We start from the raw sequence: 18,834 nt of genomic DNA on the forward strand, positions 1-18,834 counted from the left end.
GTATTGATATGAAGAATTAATCATAGTTGCACGAACTGTCTATAATTCCTTTCAATTCCCCCCCACGATAAAGCCGAGACCGCCATGCTACAAATGTCCCGGCGCCAGTTCCTGAAAGTGACGGCCACGTCGCTCGCCGGATCGAGTCTGGCCCTGCTGGGCTTCTCGCCATCCGAAGCGCTCGCCGAGGTCCGTCAATACAAGCTGGCGCGCACCGTCGAAACGCGCAACACCTGTCCATATTGCTCCGTCGGCTGCGGCATCCTGATGTACAGCCTCGGCGACGGCGCGAAGAACGCGCAGCGCAGCATCATCCATATCGAAGGCGATCCCGACCACCCCGTCAACCGCGGCACGCTGTGCCCGAAGGGGGCGAGCCTGATCGACTTCATCCACAGCCCGAGCCGCCTCACGCATCCGGAATATCGTGCGCCGGGTTCGGACAAGTGGGAGCGCATCGCGTGGAACGACGCGCTCGACCGGATCGCGAAGCTGATGAAGGCCGACCGCGATGCGAATTTCGTCGAGACGGCCGACGACGGGGCGAAGGTCAACCGCTGGCTGAGCACCGGCATGCTGGCCGCGTCGGCGGGCAGCAACGAGGTCGGCTACCTGACGCACAAGACTGTCCGCAGCATGGGGATGCTCGCGTTCGACAACCAGGCGCGTGTCTGACATGGCCCGACGGTGGCAGGTCTTGCCCCGACGTTTGGCCGTGGAGCGATGACGAACCACTGGGTCGACATCAAGAACGCGGACGTGATTCTCGTGATGGGCGGCAATGCAGCCGAGGCCCATCCGTGCGGTTTCAAGTGGGTGACGGAAGCGAAGGCGCACCGCAAGGCGCGCCTCGTCGTCGTCGACCCGCGCTTCACGCGCACCGCGTCGGTCGCGGACTACTACGCGCCGATCCGCACCGGCACCGACATCGCGTTCCTGGGTGGCGTGATCAACTATCTGCTGACGAACGACAAGATCCAGCACGAGTACGTGAAGAACTACACGGACTTCACGTTCATCGTGCGCGAGGATTACGCGTTCGACGACGGCATCTATTCCGGCTACGACGCGGACAAGCACGCGTATCCGGACAAGTCGAGCTGGGACTACGAACGCGGCGACGACGGCTTCGTGAAGGTCGACCCGACGCTCGCACATCCGCGCTGCGTGTACAACCTGCTGAAGACGCACTACGCGCGCTATACGCCCGAGATGGTCGAGCAGGTGTGCGGCACGCCGAAGGACAAGTTCCTGAAAGTCTGCGACATGCTCGCGTCGACGGCCGTGCCGGGCCGCGCCGGCACGATCCTGTACGCGCTCGGCTGGACCCACCACTCGATCGGCGCGCAGATGATCCGCACCGGCGCGATGGTGCAGCTGCTGCTCGGCAACATCGGCATCGCCGGCGGCGGGATGAACGCGCTGCGCGGCCACTCGAACATCCAGGGGCTCACCGACCTCGGGCTGATGTCCAACCTGCTGCCCGGCTACATGACGCTGCCGATGCAGTCCGAGCAGGATTTCGACGCGTACATCACGAAGCGCACGCAGCTGCCGCTGCGGCCGAACCAGCTCAGCTACTGGAAGAACTACCGCGCGTTCCACGTCAGCTTCATGAAATCGTGGTGGGGCGACGCGGCCAACGCCGGGAACAACTGGGGCTACGACTACCTGCCGAAGCTCGACAAGCATTACGACCTGCTGCAGGCGATCGAGCTGATGCACCAGGGCAAGATGAACGGCTACATCTGCCAGGGCTTCAACCCGCTCGCGGCCACGCCGTCGAAGGCGAAGACGTCCGAAGCGCTCGCGAAGCTGAAGTGGCTCGTGATCATGGATCCGCTCGCGACCGAGACCTCCGAGTTCTGGAAGAACCACGGCGAGTTCAACGATGTCGATGCGTCGCAGATCCAGACTGAGGTGTTCCGGCTGCCGACCACGTGCTTCGCGGAGGAGCGCGGCTCGCTCGTCAACTCCGGCCGCGTGCTGCAGTGGCACTGGCAGGGCGCGGAGCCGCCGGGCGAAGCGAGGAGCGACCTCGAGATCATGTCGGGGCTGTTCTTGCGGATGCGCGATGCGTACAGGAAGGACGGCGGCAAGTATCCCGATCCGATCGTCAACCTGACCTGGCCTTACGCGAACCCGGAAAGCCCGACACCCGAAGAGCTCGCGATGGAGTACAACGGCCGCGCGCTCGCCGATCTGCCCGATCCGAAGGATCCGGCGAAACCGCTCGTGAAGAAGGGCGAGCAGCTCGCCGGCTTCGCGCAACTGAAGGACGACGGCTCGACCGCGAGCGGCTGCTGGATCTTCTGCGGCGCATGGACGCAGGCCGGCAACCAGATGGGGCGGCGCGACAACGCGGATCCGACCGGCATCGGCCAGACGCTCGGCTGGGCGTGGGCGTGGCCCGCGAACCGGCGGATCCTGTACAACCGAGCTTCGTGCGATCCGTCCGGCAAGCCGTTCGACCCGACCCGCAAGCTGGTCGCGTGGAGCGGCAGCGCGTGGACCGGCGCCGACGTGCCGGACTTCAAGCTGGACGAGCCGCCCGAGAACGGCATGGGCCCGTTCATCATGAACCCGGAAGGCGTCGCGCGCTTCTTCGCGCGCGCCGGGATGAACGAAGGTCCGTTCCCGGAGCACTACGAACCGTTCGAGACGCCGCTTGCCGCGAACCCGCTGCACCCGAACAACCCGCGCGCACTGAACAACCCGGCCGCGCGCGTGTTCCCGGGCGACCGGGCCGCGTTCGGCAAGGCCGCGCAGTTCCCGCATGTCGCGACGACCTATCGTCTGACGGAGCACTTCCACTACTGGACCAAGCATGCGCGCCTGAACTCGATCATCCAGCCGCAGCAATTCGTCGAGATCGGCGAGGAACTCGCGAAGGAGATCGGCGTCGCGCACGGCGACCGCGTGAAGGTGTCGTCGAACCGCGGGCATATCGTCGCGGTGGCGCTCGTCACGAAGCGGATCAAGCCGCTGAAGGTCGACGGCAAGACGGTGCAGACGGTCGGCATTCCGTTGCATTGGGGCTTCAAGGGCTTGACGAAGCCCGGCTATCTCGCGAACACCCTGACTCCGTCCGTGGGCGACGGCAACTCGTACACGCCGGAATTCAAGTCGTTCCTGGTGAAGGTCGAAAAGGCGTAAGGGGGCAGAGATGGCATTGCAATCGCTGGATATCAGGCGCGTCTCGGCCACCACCACGCCACCGCCCACCGCGCGCACGCCGGTGACGGGCAGCGTCGCGAAGCTGATCGACGTGTCGAAGTGCATCGGCTGCAAGGCGTGCCAGACCGCGTGCATGGAGTGGAACGACCTGCGCGACGAGATCGGCACGAACGTCGGCGTGTACGACAACCCGTCCGATCTGTCCGAGCATTCGTGGACGGTGATGCGGTTCTCCGAATACGAGAACCCGGACGGCAACCTCGAATGGCTGATCCGCAAGGACGGCTGCATGCATTGCGAGGATCCGGGTTGCCTGAAGGCGTGTCCGGCTCCGGGCGCGATCGTGCAGTACAACAACGGGATCGTCGATTTCCACGAGGAAAACTGCATCGGCTGCGGCTACTGCGTGACCGGCTGCCCGTTCAACATCCCGCGGATCTCGAAGACGGATCATCGCGCATACAAGTGCACGCTCTGCTCCGACCGCGTCGCGGTCGGCCAGGAGCCGGCCTGCGTGAAGACCTGCCCGACGGGCGCGATCGTGTTCGGCACCAAGGAGGACATGAAGCAGCACGCGGCCGAGCGGATCGAGGACCTGAAGGAGCGCGGCTTCGAGCATGCGGGGCTGTACGATCCGCAGGGCGTCGGCGGCACGCACGTGATGTACGTGCTGCACCACGCGGACAAGCCGTCGCTGTATCACGGCCTGCCGGACAACCCGTCGATCAGCCCGATGGTGAAGCTGTGGAAGGGCATCGCGAAGCCGCTGGCGGTCGCGGGCATCGCGCTGACGGCGCTCGCGGGCTTCTTCCACTACATGCGGGTCGGCCCGAACGAAGTGAGCGACGACGACGAAGCCGCCGCCCGCGACGAAGCGCGACGCATCAAGGAGGACGCGAAATGAAGCACGACGACCCCAACCTGATCGTCCGCTACACGGCGAACGAGCGTACGAACCACTGGATCACCGCGATCTCGTTCGTGCTGCTCGCGCTGTCCGGGCTCGCGATGTTCCACCCGTCGATGTTCTGGCTGACCGCGCTGTTCGGCGGCGGCCAGTGGACGCGGATCCTGCATCCGTTCGTCGGCCTCGTGATGTTCGTGTCGTTCGCGGTGATGGCGGTGCGCTACTGGCACCACAACCTGCTCGACGCGGACGATCGCCAGTGGCTGCGCCAGATCGACGACGTGCTCGCGAACCGCGAGGACAAGCTGCCGCCGGTCGGACGCTATAACGCCGGACAGAAACTGCTATTCTTCGCGATGGTGGCATGCCTCGCACTGTTGCTGCTGTCGGGCATCGTCATCTGGCGACGGTATTTCTCGTTCTACTTCCCGATCGGGGTGATCCGGTTCGCGGCAGTCGTCCACGCCGTCGCGGCGTTCGTGCTGATTGTCGGCATCGTCACGCATATCTATGCGGCGCTGTGGATCAAGGGCTCGATCCGGGCGATGGTGCGCGGCACGGTGACCCTCGGCTGGGCGCGCAAGCACCACCCGAAATGGTTCCGTGAGAGCGTGAAGTAGCGCACCAGAACGGGGCGGCACGCCGGTTGTGGCGCTGCCCCGTCAGTCGTCGGAATCGCCGAAAGCGCCGATAAGTCGGCGCTTGTTTTTTTGGAAGACACACTCGTGACACAACGCATTCTCGAACCGAATGACATCGCGGCGCTCGATCATTCGGCGATCCCGCGCTTCCGCCTGCCGGAGCGCGCAACGGTTTTCTCGGCGCGCGCCGCGCGCCTGCGCCAGCTCGCCGACCTGAACCCGATCGGCGGCTACCTGCGGCTGATGGCGGTCGTCGCCGACGCGCAGCACACGCTGCTGCAGGAGTGCAACGCGCAGATGCCGTCGAAGGACGCGATCGCGCGCGCGCAGCAGCATTCGATGCCGCTCGTGCCGGCGCTGTCCGGTGAACGCGACCCGCAATGGCGCGACGTGCTGCACGACCTGCTCGACCGCGTCGAGCGCGCGGGGCTCGTGAACCCGTCGCTCGCGAAGCTGCTCGACCGGATGCGCCTGATGGCGCCCGCCGAACTCGACGCGCAGGCCGACGCGATCCTCGCGCTGCGCTTCGCGGAGATCGACCCGGCCATCGCGCCATTCCTGATGGCGGCGCTACAGGTCGCGTGGACCGACCTCGCGAGCCGCACGTTGCCGGCCGACGTGCCGTTCCTCGACCAGCCGGGGCTGTGCCCGGTGTGCGGCACGCACCCGGTCGCAAGCGTCGTGCGTGTCGGCGGCGCGTTCCAGGGCTACCGCTTCCTGCAGTGCGGGCTGTGCACGACCGAGTGGCACATGGTGCGCACCAAGTGCTCGAACTGCGATTCGACGAAGGGCATCGCGTACCATGGCATCGAGGGCGGCAGCGAAGCAGTGAAAGCCGAATCGTGCGACGAATGCAAGACGTACCGCAAGATCGGCTATCAGGAAAAGGACTACGATTTCGAGCCGCTCGCGGACGATCTCGCGAGCCTCACGCTCGACCTGCTGATGAACGAGGCCGGCTATCGGCGCAGTTCGCCGAATCCGCTGCTGTGGCCGGATGTATCGCGGGAAGGATGACGGTTTTGCGCGGGACAGGAGACCACCACCGGTGACCGAACCAGGTCTGAACGAATTGAACGCGGCACTGGCGCGCGTGCCGTCGGTCGAGCGCGTGCTGTCGTCGGCGCCGCTGCAGCCGGTGCTCGACGAGTACGGCCGCACGCGCGTGCTGAACGCCGTGCGCGCGGAACTGGCGCGCTGGCGGACGGTCGCTCAGCGTGATCCTGCGGCAGCCGAGCCGCTCGACGAAGCGGGCATCGCCGCGGCCGTCGCCCGGACGCTCGCCGCACAGAGCGCCAGCGCGATGCGCGCCGTCTTCAACCTGACGGGCACCGTGCTGCACACCAACCTCGGGCGCGCGCTGCTGCCCGACGATGCCGTGCGCGCGGTGGTCACGGCGCTCACGCAGCCGGTGAATCTCGAATTCGACCTCGCGACAGGCCGCCGCGGCGACCGCGACGATCTCGTCGACGATCTGCTCTGCGAACTGACGGGCGCGGAAGCCGCGACCGTCGTCAACAACAACGCGGCCGCGGTGCTGCTGACGCTGTCGGCGCTCGCGTCGCGACGCGAGGTGATTGTGTCGCGCGGCGAACTGGTCGAGATCGGCGGCGCGTTCCGGATTCCCGACATCATGAGCCGGGCCGGTGCGCGCCTGCGCGAAGTCGGCACGACCAACCGCACCCATCTGGAAGACTACGCGGACGCGATCGGCCCGCGCACCGCGCTGCTGATGAAGGTGCACTGCAGCAACTACGCGATCAGCGGCTTCACGAAGGAGGTGACGCTGCCGGAACTCGCGCCGCTCGCGCGTGAACGCGGGCTGCCGGTCGCCGTCGATCTCGGCAGCGGCGTGCTTGCCGATCTCGCGCAATGGGGGCTGCCGCATGAGACGACCGTGCGCGAAACGGTCGCAGGCGGCGCAAACGTTGTCACGTTCAGCGGCGACAAGCTGCTCGGCGGGCCGCAGGCCGGCCTGATCGTCGGCGACCGCGCGCTGATCGCGACCATCAAGAAGCATCCGCTGAAGCGCGCGCTGCGCGTCGGCAAGCTGACGCTCGCCGCGCTCGAACCTGTGCTGCGCCTGCACCAGGCGCCGGAATTCCTGCGCGAACGGTTGACGACGCTGCGTCTGCTGACGCGAGCGCAACGCGAGATCGCCGAAACGGCCGCGCGTGTGGGCCCGGCGCTGCAGGCCGCGATCGGCAGTGGCTACACGGTGAGCGTCGAGCCGATGTTCAGCCAGATCGGCAGCGGTGCATTGCCGGTCGACCAGCTGCCGAGCGCCGGGCTCGTCGTGCGCACGCCGGACGGCAAGCGCGGCGGCCGCGCGCTCGCGCAGCTCGAGAAGCGGCTGCGCGCGTGGCCGCGGCCGGTGCTCGGGCGCGTCGCCGACGGCGCGCTGCGGCTCGACCTGCGCTGCCTCGAGGCAGCCGACGAAGCGGCGTTCGTCGCGCAATGCGCAAGCATCGCGGAGCCGGCTGCATGATCGTTGGCACCGCGGGACACATCGATCACGGCAAGACGACGCTGGTGCGCGCACTGACGGGCGTCGATACCGATCGTCTGAAGGAAGAGAAGGCGCGCGGCATCTCGATCGAGCTCGGTTACGCGTATGCGCCGCTCGACAACGGCGACGTGCTCGGCCTGATCGACGTGCCGGGGCACGAGAAGCTGATTCATACGATGGCGGCCGGCGCATGCGGGATCGACTTCGCGCTGCTCGTGATCGCGGCCGACGACGGCGTGATGCCGCAGACGCGCGAGCATCTCGCGATCCTGCAACTGCTCGGCGTCATGCACGGTGCGGTCGCATTGACGAAATGCGATCGCGTCGACGCCGCGCGCCGTGCGCAGGTGCGTGACGAGATCGCCGCGTGGCTGCGCGATTCGACGCTGGCCGGCGCGCCGATCTTCGATACTTGCGCGACCCTCGCGGACGATGCGGGCGTCGCGGCGCTCAAGCGCCATTTGTTCGACGTCGCGATCGCATCGCGCGCGCGCCGCGACGACGGGCTGTTCCGGCTTGCGGTCGATCGCGTGTTCACGCTGGCGGGGCAGGGGACGGTGGTGACCGGCACCGCGTTTGCGGGCCAGGTGAAGACCGGCGACACGCTCGCGATCGTGCGCACCGGCGACGCGGCGCGCGTGCGCAGCATCCATGCGCAGAATCGCGCCGTCGACGTCGGTCATGCGGGCGAGCGCTGCGCGCTGAATCTCGCCGGCGTCGACAAGGCCGACATCGCGCGCGGCGATACGATTGCCGATACGAGGCTCGCCGTGACGTCGCCGCGGCTCGACGTCGAGCTGACGCTGCTCGTGGATGCCGGCCTGACGCTCACGCATTGGGCGCCGCTGCACGTCCATCTCGGCACGCTGCATCGGGTCGCGCACGTCGCGCTGCTCGACGGCGATTCGCTTGCGGCGGGGCAGCGGATGCGCGTGCAACTGGTGTTCGACGAACCGGTATTCGCGCTGCCGGGCGACCGCTACATCGTGCGCAATCCGCAGGCGACGCGCACGGTTGGCGGCGGGCGCGTGCTCGATCCGTTCGGGCCCGCGCGCAAGCGCCGCACGCCGGCGCGCCGCGCATGGCTCGACGCGCTCGCGGCGTGGCTCGACGAACGGCGGCTCGATGCGCTGCTCGCCGAGGCGCCGCTCGGCATCCTGCGCGCGACGCTCACGCACCTGACCGGTTTCGCGCCGGATGCGCTGACGCTGCCGGACGATGCGCTGGCGATCGGCCAGCACGGTTCCGCGTCGAACGACGGCTGGGTGATCGCGCGGACGCACTGGCGGGCGCTGCAGGAAAAGGCGATCGAGACGCTGTGCGCGTATCACGAGCGGATGCCGGACGAGCAAGGGCTCGATGCCGCGCGCTTGCGGCGGATGGCCGCGCCGCTCGTCGGCGACGTGCTGTGGCGCGCGCTCGTCGACGCGCTGATCGAAGGCGGCGACATTGCGCGCAGCGGCCCATGGTTGCATCTGCCGTCGCATGTGGTGCGTCTCGATGCGCGCGAGGAAGCGCTCGCGCAAACGCTGCTGCCGCTCGTCAGGGCCGGGCGTTTCGATCCGCCGTGGGTGCGGGATCTTGCCGGCACGACCGGCGCGGCCGAAGATGCCGTGCGCGCGCTGTTGCGCAAGCTCGCGCGGCGCGGCGACGTGCATCAGGTCGTGCGCGACCTGTTCTATCACGCGGACGTGATGCGGGAGCTCGCGTTGCTCGTCGCGCAACTTGCACACGCGCGGGCGGGCGGCGTCGATGCGGCGGCGTTCCGCGATGCGACGGGGCTCGGCCGCAAGCGCGCGATCCAGATTCTCGAGTACTTCGATCGCGTTGGGTATACTCGCTTCCACCGCGATCTCCATTATCTGCGCCGCGATAGCGGTTGGCTTGATGGCATGGAGTAGGCACGCGGTTTTTCTCCGGGGAAGGCATTCGCATCCGGTGGTGCGGCCGGACTTCAAATCCGGTTGGGGGTGTCAGACACTCCCGGGTAGGTTCGACTCCTGCTGCCTTCCGCCACGCGAGGTTTCCCGGTCGTTCCGGGAGGCGGCGGCACGTGCACGCTATGCATGAACGGCCACCCGATACCGGGTGGTCTGTCGATAGACGGAGCCAGGATAAACGATGACGTTGTCGCGCAGGCCGGCCATGTTGACCTGATCCGGAAAGCCGCCCGCTTCGACGCACAGCGCGGCGTGTCGCGCGCAAAGCGTGCCGCCACTCACGCGCACGCCGTCAAGATAGTTTCCCGTATAGAGTTGCAGGCCCCACTGATCGGTCGACACGATCAACTCGCGGCCGCTTTCCGGATCGTATACCCGTGCGACGGGCCGGACCTCGCGCGTGCCGTCGCCAAGCACGAAGCAGTGATCGAAGCCGCGCGCGAGCGCCAGTTGCGCATGCGGCCAGTCGAGGCGCGCGCCGATCGGCGCGCTTTGTCGGAAATCGAATGCAGTGCCCGTCACGTCGGCCGTGCCGGTCGGGATCAGCACGTCGTTCACTTCGAGAAACGCGTTGGCGTCGATCTGCAGCAGGTGGCCGCGCACATCGCTACCCGGGCGCCCGCTCAGGTTGAAGTAGCTGTGATTCGTCAGGTTGAGCGGCGTCGGTGCATCGGTCCACCCCGCATAGTCGATCGTCAGCGTGCCGTCGTCGTCGAGCGTGTAGCGAACCTGCACGCACACGTTGCCGGGGAATCCCGCGTCGCCTTCCGGCGAATCGAGCCGTAGTGTCAGCCCACCGCAGTCGTCGATCACGTCCCAGCGCGCACGGTGAAAGCCGTTCGCACCGCCGTGCAGCAGGTTGCCGTTCTCGTTACGGTCGAGCAGGTAGTCGACGCCGTCGAGCTCGAAGCGCGCACCGGCGATCCGGTTCGCCCATCGGCCGATCGTCGCGCCGAGGTAGACACCGGATTCGAGGTACTCAGCCGGCGTGTCGTGCGCGAGCACGATATCGGCAAAGCGCCCCGTGCGGTCGGGCGCGAGCCACGACACGATGGTCGCGCCGAGGTCGCTGACGCCGATACGCATCCCGTGCGTGTTGCGCAGCGTATAGCGCCGCACGGGCTCGCCGTCGGGCAACGCGCCCCACGGCTCGGAATGCACGCGCGCAACGCCGGGCGTCAGGTGTGAAGAGTCGGTATCGATGTGCATGGGTGGATTTCAAATTGGCAGCGGGCTTCAGTACGCGGTGGCCGCGCGTTCCTGGTATTCGCGTGGCGTGCATCCCAGCTCGCGCCTGAACACTGCGTACATGTACTGAAGCGACGTAAACCCGCAACGGATCGCGACTTCGGCGCTCGACGCCTGCCTGCTTGCGAGCAGCGCCTGCGCCGCTTCGAGCTTATGGCGCAGGATTTCCTGATGCACGGTGCGCTGCAGTTCGCGCCGAAAGTGCTCTTCGAGCAGCGAGCGCGACACGCCGACATAGTCGGCGACCTGTTCGGTCTTGATCCCCTGGCACGCGTACTGGCGGATGAAATGCCGTGCGCGCATCACGTGCTGGCTCGCAAGCGGCTGGTGGCGCGTCGACTCGAGCACGTTGATGCCGACCGGCGGCACGAGGATGAGCTGACCGGGGAAACGCGCGCCGCGCAGCATCCGGTGCAGCAAGTGAGCCGCTGTGCGGCCCATTTCCTCCGTGCCCTGGATCACCGACGACAACGGAATGCGCGTCAACGTGCGCGTAAGTGGATCGTTGTCGATGCCGATGATCGCGACCTGTTCCGGTACTGCGATGCCGGCGATCAGGCAGGCCTGCAGCAGGTGCCGCGCGCGCGCATCGGTGACCGCGATCACGCCGACGGGCTTCGGCAGCGCATGCAGCCAGCCGATCAACTGTTCGATGGCGTGATTCCAGCCCGACGCGCTCGTCGACAGCCCGCGGTAGATCGGCGCATCGAGCCCGTCCGCGCGCGCGAGCCGGTCGAACGCGAGTTCGCGTTGCTGCGCCCAGCGGTTCTCCTGCGCGACAGGCAGGCTGTACATCGCGAAATGCGCGAGCCCCGCGCCGATCAGGTGCGTGTACGCGAGCGACACGAGCTTCGGGTTGTCCGTCGCAATATATGGGATGCCGTCCGGATACTGCGCGGGATCCTCGTACGACGAGCCGACCGCGACGATCGGCAGCGGCGAGCTGGTGAGCGCGTCGGCGACGGCGGGATCGTCGAAGTCCGCGATGATGCCGTCGCCGTCGAAGCGCTCGATGCCGGTGAGCCGGCAGCGGAAGTCGTCTTCGAGGAACAGGTCCCACACGACGCGCGTCGAGTGCAGGTACTGGCCGATGCCGCTGATGATCTCGCGGTCGTAGACCTTGTTCGCGTTGAACAGCAGCGCGATGCGATGCGGTGTCTGGGCGGAAGTGGCGCGGGTCATCTCGATCTCGGGGCAAGCGCCTCGCGGCGCTGTGCCGTTGTCTCCGGGGCGCGCTCGGGGCGGCGGCGCGCGGTGGTCTGGTGTACGGCGATTGTAGGACGGAACGCGCGCCGCACGCAGCGGCTGGCAAGAAACATTAAGCGTGCTGCGCAATTTCGCAATTGCCGGCCGGCAGGCGCGCGGGCACGATCCAGTCAACCGAATTCGGCCGCGTGCGTCGTCGCGACGCGCGTTGCGCTGCAACAAGACCCCGCACGGAGACGCCATGTCCTGTTTCGAACACATTCCCGCGATTCGCTACGAAGGCCCGCAATCGGACAATCCGCTGGCATACCACCATTACGACCCGGCGAAGCGCGTGCTGGGCAAGACGCTCGCCGAGCATCTGCGGATCGCGGTCTGCTACTGGCACACGTTCGTGTGGCCCGGGCACGACATCTTCGGGCAGGGCGCGTTCAGGCGGCCATGGCAGCAGCCGGGCGACGCGCTGGAGCGGGCGCGGATGAAGGCCGACGCGGCGTTCGAGTTCTTCACGAAGCTCGGCACGCCTTTCTATACGTTCCATGACACCGACGTCGCGCCGGAAGGCGACAGCCTGCGCGAGTACGCGGCCAATTTCGCGCGGATGGTCGACTATCTCGGCGAGCGTCAGCAGGCGAGTGGCGTGCGGCTGCTGTGGGGCACGGCGAACCTGTTCTCGCACCCGCGCTTTGCGGCCGGCGCCGCGACGAACCCGAACCCCGACGTGTTCGCGTGGGCCGCGACCCAGGTGTGCCATGCGCTCGACGCGACGCACCGGCTCGGCGGCGAAAACTATGTGCTGTGGGGCGGGCGAGAAGGGTACGAGACGCTGCTCAATACCGACCTGAAGCGCGAGCGCGAGCAGTTCGCCCGCTTTCTGTCGATGGTCGTCGAGCACAAGCACCGGATCGGCTTCACGGGCGCGCTGCTCATCGAGCCGAAGCCGCAGGAGCCGACCAAGCACCAGTACGACTACGACGTCGCGACTGTGCACGGCTTCCTCATGCAGTACGGATTGCAGAACGAGATTCGCGTGAACATCGAGGCGAACCACGCCACGCTCGCCGGCCATTCGTTCCATCACGAGATCGCGAACGCGTTCGCGCTCGGCGTGTTCGGTAGCGTCGACGCGAACCGGGGCGATCCGCAGAACGGTTGGGACACCGACCAGTTCCCGAACAGCGTCGAGGAGCTGACGCTCGCGTTCTACGAAATCCTGCGCCACGGCGGCTTCACGACCGGCGGGATGAACTTCGACGCGAAGGTGCGCCGCCAGAGCGTCGATCCGGAAGACCTGTTCTACGGCCACGTCGGCGCGATCGACGTGCTTGCGCTCGCGCTCGAACGTGCGGCGGTGCTGGTCGAGAACGACCGGCTCGACGCACTGCGCCGGCAGCGCTACGCGCAGTGGGACGACGCGTTCGGCCGCAAGATCCTGTCGGGCGGCTACACGCTGGAGTCGCTCGCGGCCGATGCGCTCGCGCGCGGCGTGGCCCCGCAGCATGCGAGCGGCGCCCAGGAGCGGCTCGAGAACATCGTGAACCAGGCGATCTACGGGCTGCGCTGACGCCATGTACATCGGACTCGATCTCGGCACGTCGGGCGTGAAGGCGGTGCTGCTCGACCGCGACGGCGCGGTGCGCGCGAGCGCGAACCGCCCGCTCGTGGTGAGCCGGCCGCGGCCGCGCTGGTCCGAGCAGGCCCCGCTCGACTGGTGGGACGCCGCTTGCGGCGTGCTTGCCGCACTCGTCTCGGATGCGCGCACGGCGGGCATCGATCCGCACGACATCGACGCACTTGGACTGACCGGGCAGATGCACGGCGCGACGCTGCTCGATGCGCATGGCGACGTGCTGCGCCCCGCGATCCTGTGGAACGACGGTCGGGCGGACGCGGAGTGCGCGGAACTCGAACGGCTCGCGCCTGCACTGCGCGCCGTGGCGGGCAACGTCGCGATGCCTGGCTTCACTGCGCCGAAGCTGCTGTGGGTACGTCGTCACGAACCTGACGTGTTCGCACGCATCGCCCATGTACTGCTGCCGAAGGACTATCTGCGCTACCGACTGACCGGAGCATTCGCGACCGATCCGTCTGATGCCGCCGGCACGCTGTGGCTTGACGTCGCGAAGCGTGACTACGACGACACGCTGCTTGCAGCATGCGGACTGTCGCATACGCAGATGCCGGCCGTATTCGAAGGCAATCGCGTCACCGGCACCCTGCTGCCGGCTGTGGCGCGCGCGCTCGGGCTGCGCGAGATCCCGGTGGTGGCCGGCGGCGGCGACAACGCGGCCGGCGCGGTGGGCGTCGGCATCGTGCGGCCTGGCGACGCGCTGCTGTCGCTCGGGACGTCGGGCGTCTATTTCGCGGTGTCGGACGGGTTTCGCGCGAATCCCGAATCGGCCGTGCACAGCTTCTGTCACGCGCTGCCGGACACGTGGCACCTGATGTCCGTGATGCTGAACGCGGCCGGCTGCCTCGACTTCACCGCGCAGCTGGCCGGTTACGACGGCGTCGCGGCGCTGCTCGACGATGCGCAGACGAACGCACGCGCAAGCCGTCCGTGGTTCCTGCCTTACCTGAGCGGCGAGCGCACGCCGCATAACGACGTGAATGCGAAGGGCGTGTTTTACGGGCTTATGCCGGACACGCGGCGCGCGGATCTCGCGAACGCGACGCTCGAAGGCGTGGGCTTCGCGCTGCTCGACGGAATCGACGCGCTGCATGCGGCGGGGCTCGCGCCCGACAGCATCACGGTGATCGGCGGCGGCTCGCGCAGCGCGTACTGGACGCAGATGCTCGCCGACCTGAGCGGCCGCGTGCTGACGCTGCGCGCGGGCGGCGAAGTGGGGCCGGCGCTGGGCGCCGCGCGCCTTGCGCATCTCGCGCTCGAACCGGATGCACCGCTCGGCGACGTGTGCCCGCAGCCGCCGATCGTCGCTGTGCGCGAGCCTGATCTCGCGCGGCACGCGTGGTATCGCGATGTGCGGCGGCCGACGTTTCGCGCGCTTTACCGCGCGCTCGAACCGGTGTTTGCAACAAGCGCATGACGTGCGGATCGCCGGCGCGATTCGCACCGCTTGGTGCCGTGCTTTGTGCAATGACTCGATGCGGGCGGCGCATTCCCGCGGCCGCCCGGCGTGGGTGAGGTTGTCCAATAAAAAGGAGTTGGAGACATGAGATCCGTGACGCGTCGTACCGTATTGAGCTCGCTTGCCGGCGCCGCTGTGCTGGCGGTCCTCGCATTGGGCACGCCGCTCGCGCATGCGAGCAAGGACAAGCCCGAGATCGGCTTCTGCATCGACGACCTGCGCGTCGAGCGCTGGTCGCGCGATCGCGACTATTTCGTCACGGCCGCGACGAAGCTCGGCGCGAAGGTGTCGGTGCAGTCGGCTGACGCGAGCGAGGAGCGACAGATTTCCCAGATCGAGAACCTGATCTCGCGCGGCGTCGACGTGATCGTGATCGTGCCGTTCAATTCGAAGACGCTCGGCAACGTCGTCGCCGAAGCGAAGAAGGCCGGCATTAAGGTCGTGTCGTACGATCGGCTGATTCTCGACGCGGACGTCGACGCGTATATCTCGTTCGACAACGAGAAGGTCGGCGAGCTGCAGGCGCAGGGCGTGTTCGATGCGAAGCCGAAGGGCAACTACTTCCTGCTCGGCGGTGCACCGACCGACAACAACGCGAAGATGCTGCGCGAAGGGCAGCTGAAGGTGCTGAAGCCTGCGATCGACCGCGGCGACATCAAGCTCGTCGGCCAGCAGTGGGTGCCCGAATGGAGCGCGTCGACCGCACTGCGGATCGTCGAGGATGCGCTGACCGCGAACAACAACCGGATCGACGCGATCGTCGCGTCAAACGACGGCACGGCCGGCGGCGCGATCCAGGCGCTCGCCGCGCAGCATCTGGCCGGCAAGGTGCCGGTTTCCGGGCAGGACGCGGACCTCGCGGCGGTCAAGCGCGTGATCGCCGGCACGCAGACGATGACCGTCTACAAGCCGCTCAAGCTGATCGCTAGCGAAGCGGCCAGGCTTGCGGTGGATCTCGCGAAGGGCACGAAACCCGCGTTCAACGCGCAATACGACAATGGCAAGAAGAAGGTCGACACGGTGCTGCTGCAGCCTACGCTGCTGACCAAGCGCAACGTCGACGTCGTCGTGAAGGACGGCTTCTATACCCAGGCGCAGCTGGCGAGCCAGTGACGGCGCGACGCGCGGGCGGCCCACCAGCGCGCCCGCGCGCATCCTGCGAGGCATGAACGAATGACCGAACCCTTGCTGACGATGCGCGGCATCGTCAAGGAATTCGACGGCGTGAAAGCGCTCGACGGCATCGACCTGACCGTGCGACCCGGCGAATGCGTCGGACTGTGCGGCGAGAACGGCGCCGGCAAATCGACGCTGATGAAGGTACTGTCGGGCGTCTATCCGCACGGCACGTGGGACGGCGAAGTTCGCTGGAAAGGTGCGCCGCTCATGGCATCCGGCGTGCGCGACACGGAGCGGGCGGGCATCGTGATCATCCACCAGGAGTTGATGCTCGTGCCCGAACTGTCGGTTGCCGAGAACATCTTCCTCGGCAACGAGATCACGCTGCCGGGCGGGCGCATGCACTACGCGGCGATGGTCCGGCGCGCCGAGGAGCTGCTGCGCGAATTGCGGATCGGCACGATCAACGTCGCGCAGCCGGTGATGAACTACGGCGGCGGCCACCAGCAACTGATCGAGATCGCGAAGGCGCTGAACAAGCACGCGAAGCTGCTGATTCTCGACGAACCGTCGTCGTCGCTGAGCGCCGCGGAGACGCGGATCCTGCTCGACATCGTGCGTGACCTGAAGCGGCGCGGCGTCGCGTGCGTGTACATCTCGCACAAGCTCGACGAGGTCGCGGCCGTCTGCGATACGGTCACCGTGATCCGCGACGGCCGTCATGTCGCGACCGAGCCGATGCGCGCGCTGACGACCGACCGGATCATCGCGATGATGGTCGGCCGCGAGATCCGCGACCTGTATCCGCGGGAGGCGCACGAGATCGGCGACGTCGTGCTGGAAGCGCGCCACGTGACCTGTCGCGACGTGACGAACGCGCGCCGCAAGCGCGTCGACGACGTGTCGTTCAGCGTGCGGCGCGGCGAGATTCTCGGCGTTGCCGGGCTCGTCGGCGCGGGACGCACCGAGCTGATGCAGGCGATCTTCGGCGCGTATCCGGGCGCATGCACGGCGACCGTGCTGATGAACGGACGGACGCTCACGATCCGCTCGCCGGCCGACGCGATCCGTGCCGGGATCGCGATGGTGCCCGAGGATCGCAAGCGCCACGGCATCGTGCCGCAGCTCGGCGTGGGCCACAACATCACGCTGACGGTGCTGCGGCGCTTCGCGGCGCGTGGGCGGATCGACGCGGCCGCCGAGCTCGATGCGATCCGCAACGAGATGCAGCGGCTGTCGGTGCGCGCCGCGCATCCGTTCTTGCCGATCGCGAGCCTGTCCGGCGGCAACCAGCAGAAGGCGGTGCTCGCCAAGATGCTGCTGGCCGAGCCGCAGGTGCTGATTCTCGACGAACCGACGCGCGGCGTTGACGTGGGCGCGAAGGCGGAGATCTACCGGCTGATCTTCGCGCTTGCCAAGCGTGGCGTCGCGCTGATCGTCGTGTCGTCGGAACTGCCCGAGGTGCTCGGGCTTGCCGATCGAGTGCTGGTGATCGGCGAAGGCGAGCTGCGCGGCGATTTCGTCAACCAGGGCCTCACGCAGGAACAGATTCTCGGCGCCGCGCTGAAGCCCGCGCGACTGCCGACCGAACCCACAGCAGCGAGTGCGAAATGAATTCCGAACTTTCTTCCTCGACCTCGGCGACGCCGGATGCAGAAGCGCGTCGTCCAACCGGCCGCGCAGCGGGGCTGCCGTTCCGCCAGGTTTTCGTGCGCTACAAGGTGCTCGCGCTCCTGCTCGCGGTTGTCGCGATCTGGACGTTCTTCTCGGTGCTGACCGACGGCGCATTCGTCACGCCGCGCAACGTATCGAACCTGCTGCGGCAGATGTCGATCACGGGCATGCTCGCGTGCGGGATGGTGTTCGTCATCATCGCGGGCGAGATCGACCTGTCGGTCGGCTCGCTGCTCGGGCTGCTCGGCGGCGTCGCCGCGATCCTCGACGTCAACCGCCACTGGCCGGTCGCGGCGACGGTGCCGGCCGTGCTCGCGCTCGGCGTGCTGATCGGGCTCTTCAACGGCTGGTGGTCGACCTATCGGCGCGTGCCGTCGTTCATCGTCGGGCTGGGCGGGATGCTCGCGTTTCGCGGAATCCTGCTCGGCGTGACGGGCGGTTCGACGATCGCACCCGTGTCGGACGGCTTCGTGTTCATCGGGCAGGGCTATCTGCCGCGCGTGGCGGGGGACGGCCTCGCGATTCTGCTGTTCGCGCTCGTGACGCTGCTGGTGGTGCGGCAGCGCGGCACGCGGCGACGCTACCGGCTCGCGGTCGCGCCGCTTTGGCAGGACGTCGTGAAGATCGTGGGCGCGGGCGCGGTGCTGTTTGCGTTCGTCGCGACGCTCGACCGCTACGGCGGCATTCCGGTGCCGGTGCTGCTGCTGCTCGCGCTGCTCGGCATATTCTCGTGGATCGCGACGCAGACCGTGTTCGGCCGGCGCATCTATGCGGTCGGCTCGAATCTCGAGGCGACGCGGCTGTCGGGTGTCGATACCGATCGCGTGAAGCTCGCGATCTTCGCGCTGATGGGGCTGATGTGCGCGTTTGCCGGCCTCGTCAACACCGCGCGGCTCGCGGCCGGCTCGCCGTCGGCCGGCGCGATGGGCGAGCTCGACGCGATCGCCGCGTGCTTCATCGGCGGCACGTCGATGCGCGGCGGGTCGGGCACCGTCTATGGCGCGCTGATCGGCGCGCTCGTGATGGCAAGCCTCGACAACGGCATGTCGATGCTGGACGTCGACGCGTACTGGCAGATGATCGTCAAGGGCGCGGTGCTGGTGCTGGCGGTGTGGATCGACGTGGTGTCGCGGTCGAGCCGGCGGTGACACGTGTTTAGGTGTTTATACGTATGCCAGTTCCGATATCGGCTCAATCCAATATTTCATTGGACGGTTATCGGGCTTGTTCCTAGACTGATCCGGGGCGTGCAGACCGGGCCGGCCTGATGCGCCGGCCGGCGCAGCCCCCGCACCGCGCGTGCCATGCAGAAACAGAACAGCGC

13 protein-coding genes and 1 tRNA gene are annotated in these 18,834 nt (G+C 67.5%); 12 read left to right on the forward strand and 2 right to left on the reverse strand.

Going from position 1 to position 18,834, the window contains the following annotated elements:
* Positions 1-84 precede the first annotated feature (84 nt).
* The 7 genes from fdnG to DID96_RS06000 all read left to right on the forward strand — a co-directional run bounded on the left by fdnG (position 85) and on the right by DID96_RS06000 (position 9,250).
* The gene (gene fdnG / locus DID96_RS05970; RefSeq protein ID WP_148094499.1) at positions 85-3,156 is read left to right on the forward strand and encodes a formate dehydrogenase-N subunit alpha; all 3,072 of its coding nucleotides are present in this window, start codon (positions 85-87) and stop codon (positions 3,154-3,156) included.
* Between the two features lie 10 nt (positions 3,157-3,166).
* Positions 3,167-4,081, forward strand: a complete 915-nt coding sequence (gene fdxH, locus DID96_RS05975) for a formate dehydrogenase subunit beta (RefSeq protein WP_124598340.1) — start codon at positions 3,167-3,169, stop codon at positions 4,079-4,081.
* On the forward strand, positions 4,078-4,704 hold the full coding sequence (locus DID96_RS05980; protein ID WP_124598341.1) for a formate dehydrogenase subunit gamma: 627 nt from the start codon (positions 4,078-4,080) through the stop codon (positions 4,702-4,704). The genes fdxH and DID96_RS05980 overlap by 4 nt, the downstream gene beginning before the upstream one ends.
* A 105-nt stretch (positions 4,705-4,809) precedes the next feature.
* Positions 4,810-5,742 carry a formate dehydrogenase accessory protein FdhE gene (gene fdhE, locus DID96_RS05985; protein ID WP_185732182.1) on the forward strand — a complete coding sequence of 311 codons (933 nt, stop codon included), beginning with the start codon at positions 4,810-4,812 and terminating at the stop codon, positions 5,740-5,742.
* Between the two features lie 31 nt (positions 5,743-5,773).
* Positions 5,774-7,213 (forward strand): L-seryl-tRNA(Sec) selenium transferase, encoded by a 1,440-nt coding sequence (gene selA, locus DID96_RS05990; RefSeq protein WP_124598343.1) that lies wholly within the window; start codon positions 5,774-5,776, stop codon positions 7,211-7,213.
* Complete coding sequence (selB, locus tag DID96_RS05995; RefSeq protein ID WP_124598344.1) at positions 7,210-9,135, forward strand: selenocysteine-specific translation elongation factor; 1,926 nt, start codon at positions 7,210-7,212, stop codon at positions 9,133-9,135. The genes selA and selB overlap by 4 nt, the downstream gene beginning before the upstream one ends.
* 19 nt (positions 9,136-9,154) lie before the next feature.
* Positions 9,155-9,250, forward strand: a tRNA-Sec gene (locus tag DID96_RS06000).
* Positions 9,251-9,294: 44 nt separating this feature from the next.
* Here DID96_RS06000 and DID96_RS06005 read toward each other — a convergent pair.
* Together DID96_RS06005 and DID96_RS06010 are read right to left on the reverse strand one after the other, a co-directional pair.
* The gene (locus tag DID96_RS06005; protein ID WP_124598345.1) at positions 9,295-10,383 is read right to left on the reverse strand and encodes an aldose epimerase family protein; all 1,089 of its coding nucleotides are present in this window, start codon (positions 10,381-10,383) and stop codon (positions 9,295-9,297) included.
* A gap of 27 nt (positions 10,384-10,410) precedes the next feature.
* Positions 10,411-11,604, reverse strand: coding sequence for a DNA-binding transcriptional regulator (locus tag DID96_RS06010; RefSeq protein WP_124598346.1), 1,194 nt, complete (start codon positions 11,602-11,604; stop codon positions 10,411-10,413).
* A 265-nt stretch (positions 11,605-11,869) separates the two neighbouring features.
* Here DID96_RS06010 and xylA point away from each other — a divergent pair, with 265 nt between their 5' ends.
* The 5 genes from xylA to DID96_RS06035 all read left to right on the forward strand — a co-directional run bounded on the left by xylA (position 11,870) and on the right by DID96_RS06035 (position 18,658).
* A complete protein-coding gene (xylA, locus tag DID96_RS06015) occupies positions 11,870-13,192 on the forward strand; it encodes a xylose isomerase (protein WP_124598347.1) in 1,323 nt (440 codons plus the stop codon).
* A gap of 4 nt (positions 13,193-13,196) precedes the next feature.
* Positions 13,197-14,675, forward strand: a complete 1,479-nt coding sequence (gene xylB / locus DID96_RS06020; protein WP_124598348.1) for a xylulokinase — start codon at positions 13,197-13,199, stop codon at positions 14,673-14,675.
* 126 nt (positions 14,676-14,801) lie between these two features.
* On the forward strand, positions 14,802-15,830 hold the full coding sequence (xylF, locus tag DID96_RS06025; RefSeq protein WP_124598349.1) for a D-xylose ABC transporter substrate-binding protein: 1,029 nt from the start codon (positions 14,802-14,804) through the stop codon (positions 15,828-15,830).
* 60 nt (positions 15,831-15,890) lie between these two features.
* Positions 15,891-17,450 (forward strand): D-xylose ABC transporter ATP-binding protein, encoded by a 1,560-nt coding sequence (gene xylG, locus DID96_RS06030; RefSeq protein ID WP_124598350.1) that lies wholly within the window; start codon positions 15,891-15,893, stop codon positions 17,448-17,450.
* Positions 17,447-18,658, forward strand: a complete 1,212-nt coding sequence (locus DID96_RS06035; RefSeq protein ID WP_124598351.1) for a sugar ABC transporter permease — start codon at positions 17,447-17,449, stop codon at positions 18,656-18,658. The genes xylG and DID96_RS06035 overlap by 4 nt, the downstream gene beginning before the upstream one ends.
* Positions 18,659-18,834 lie beyond the last annotated feature (176 nt).

The organism is Burkholderia sp. Bp8963 (assembly GCF_003854275.1).
In the GTDB taxonomy this organism is placed as follows: domain Bacteria; phylum Pseudomonadota; class Gammaproteobacteria; order Burkholderiales; family Burkholderiaceae; genus Burkholderia.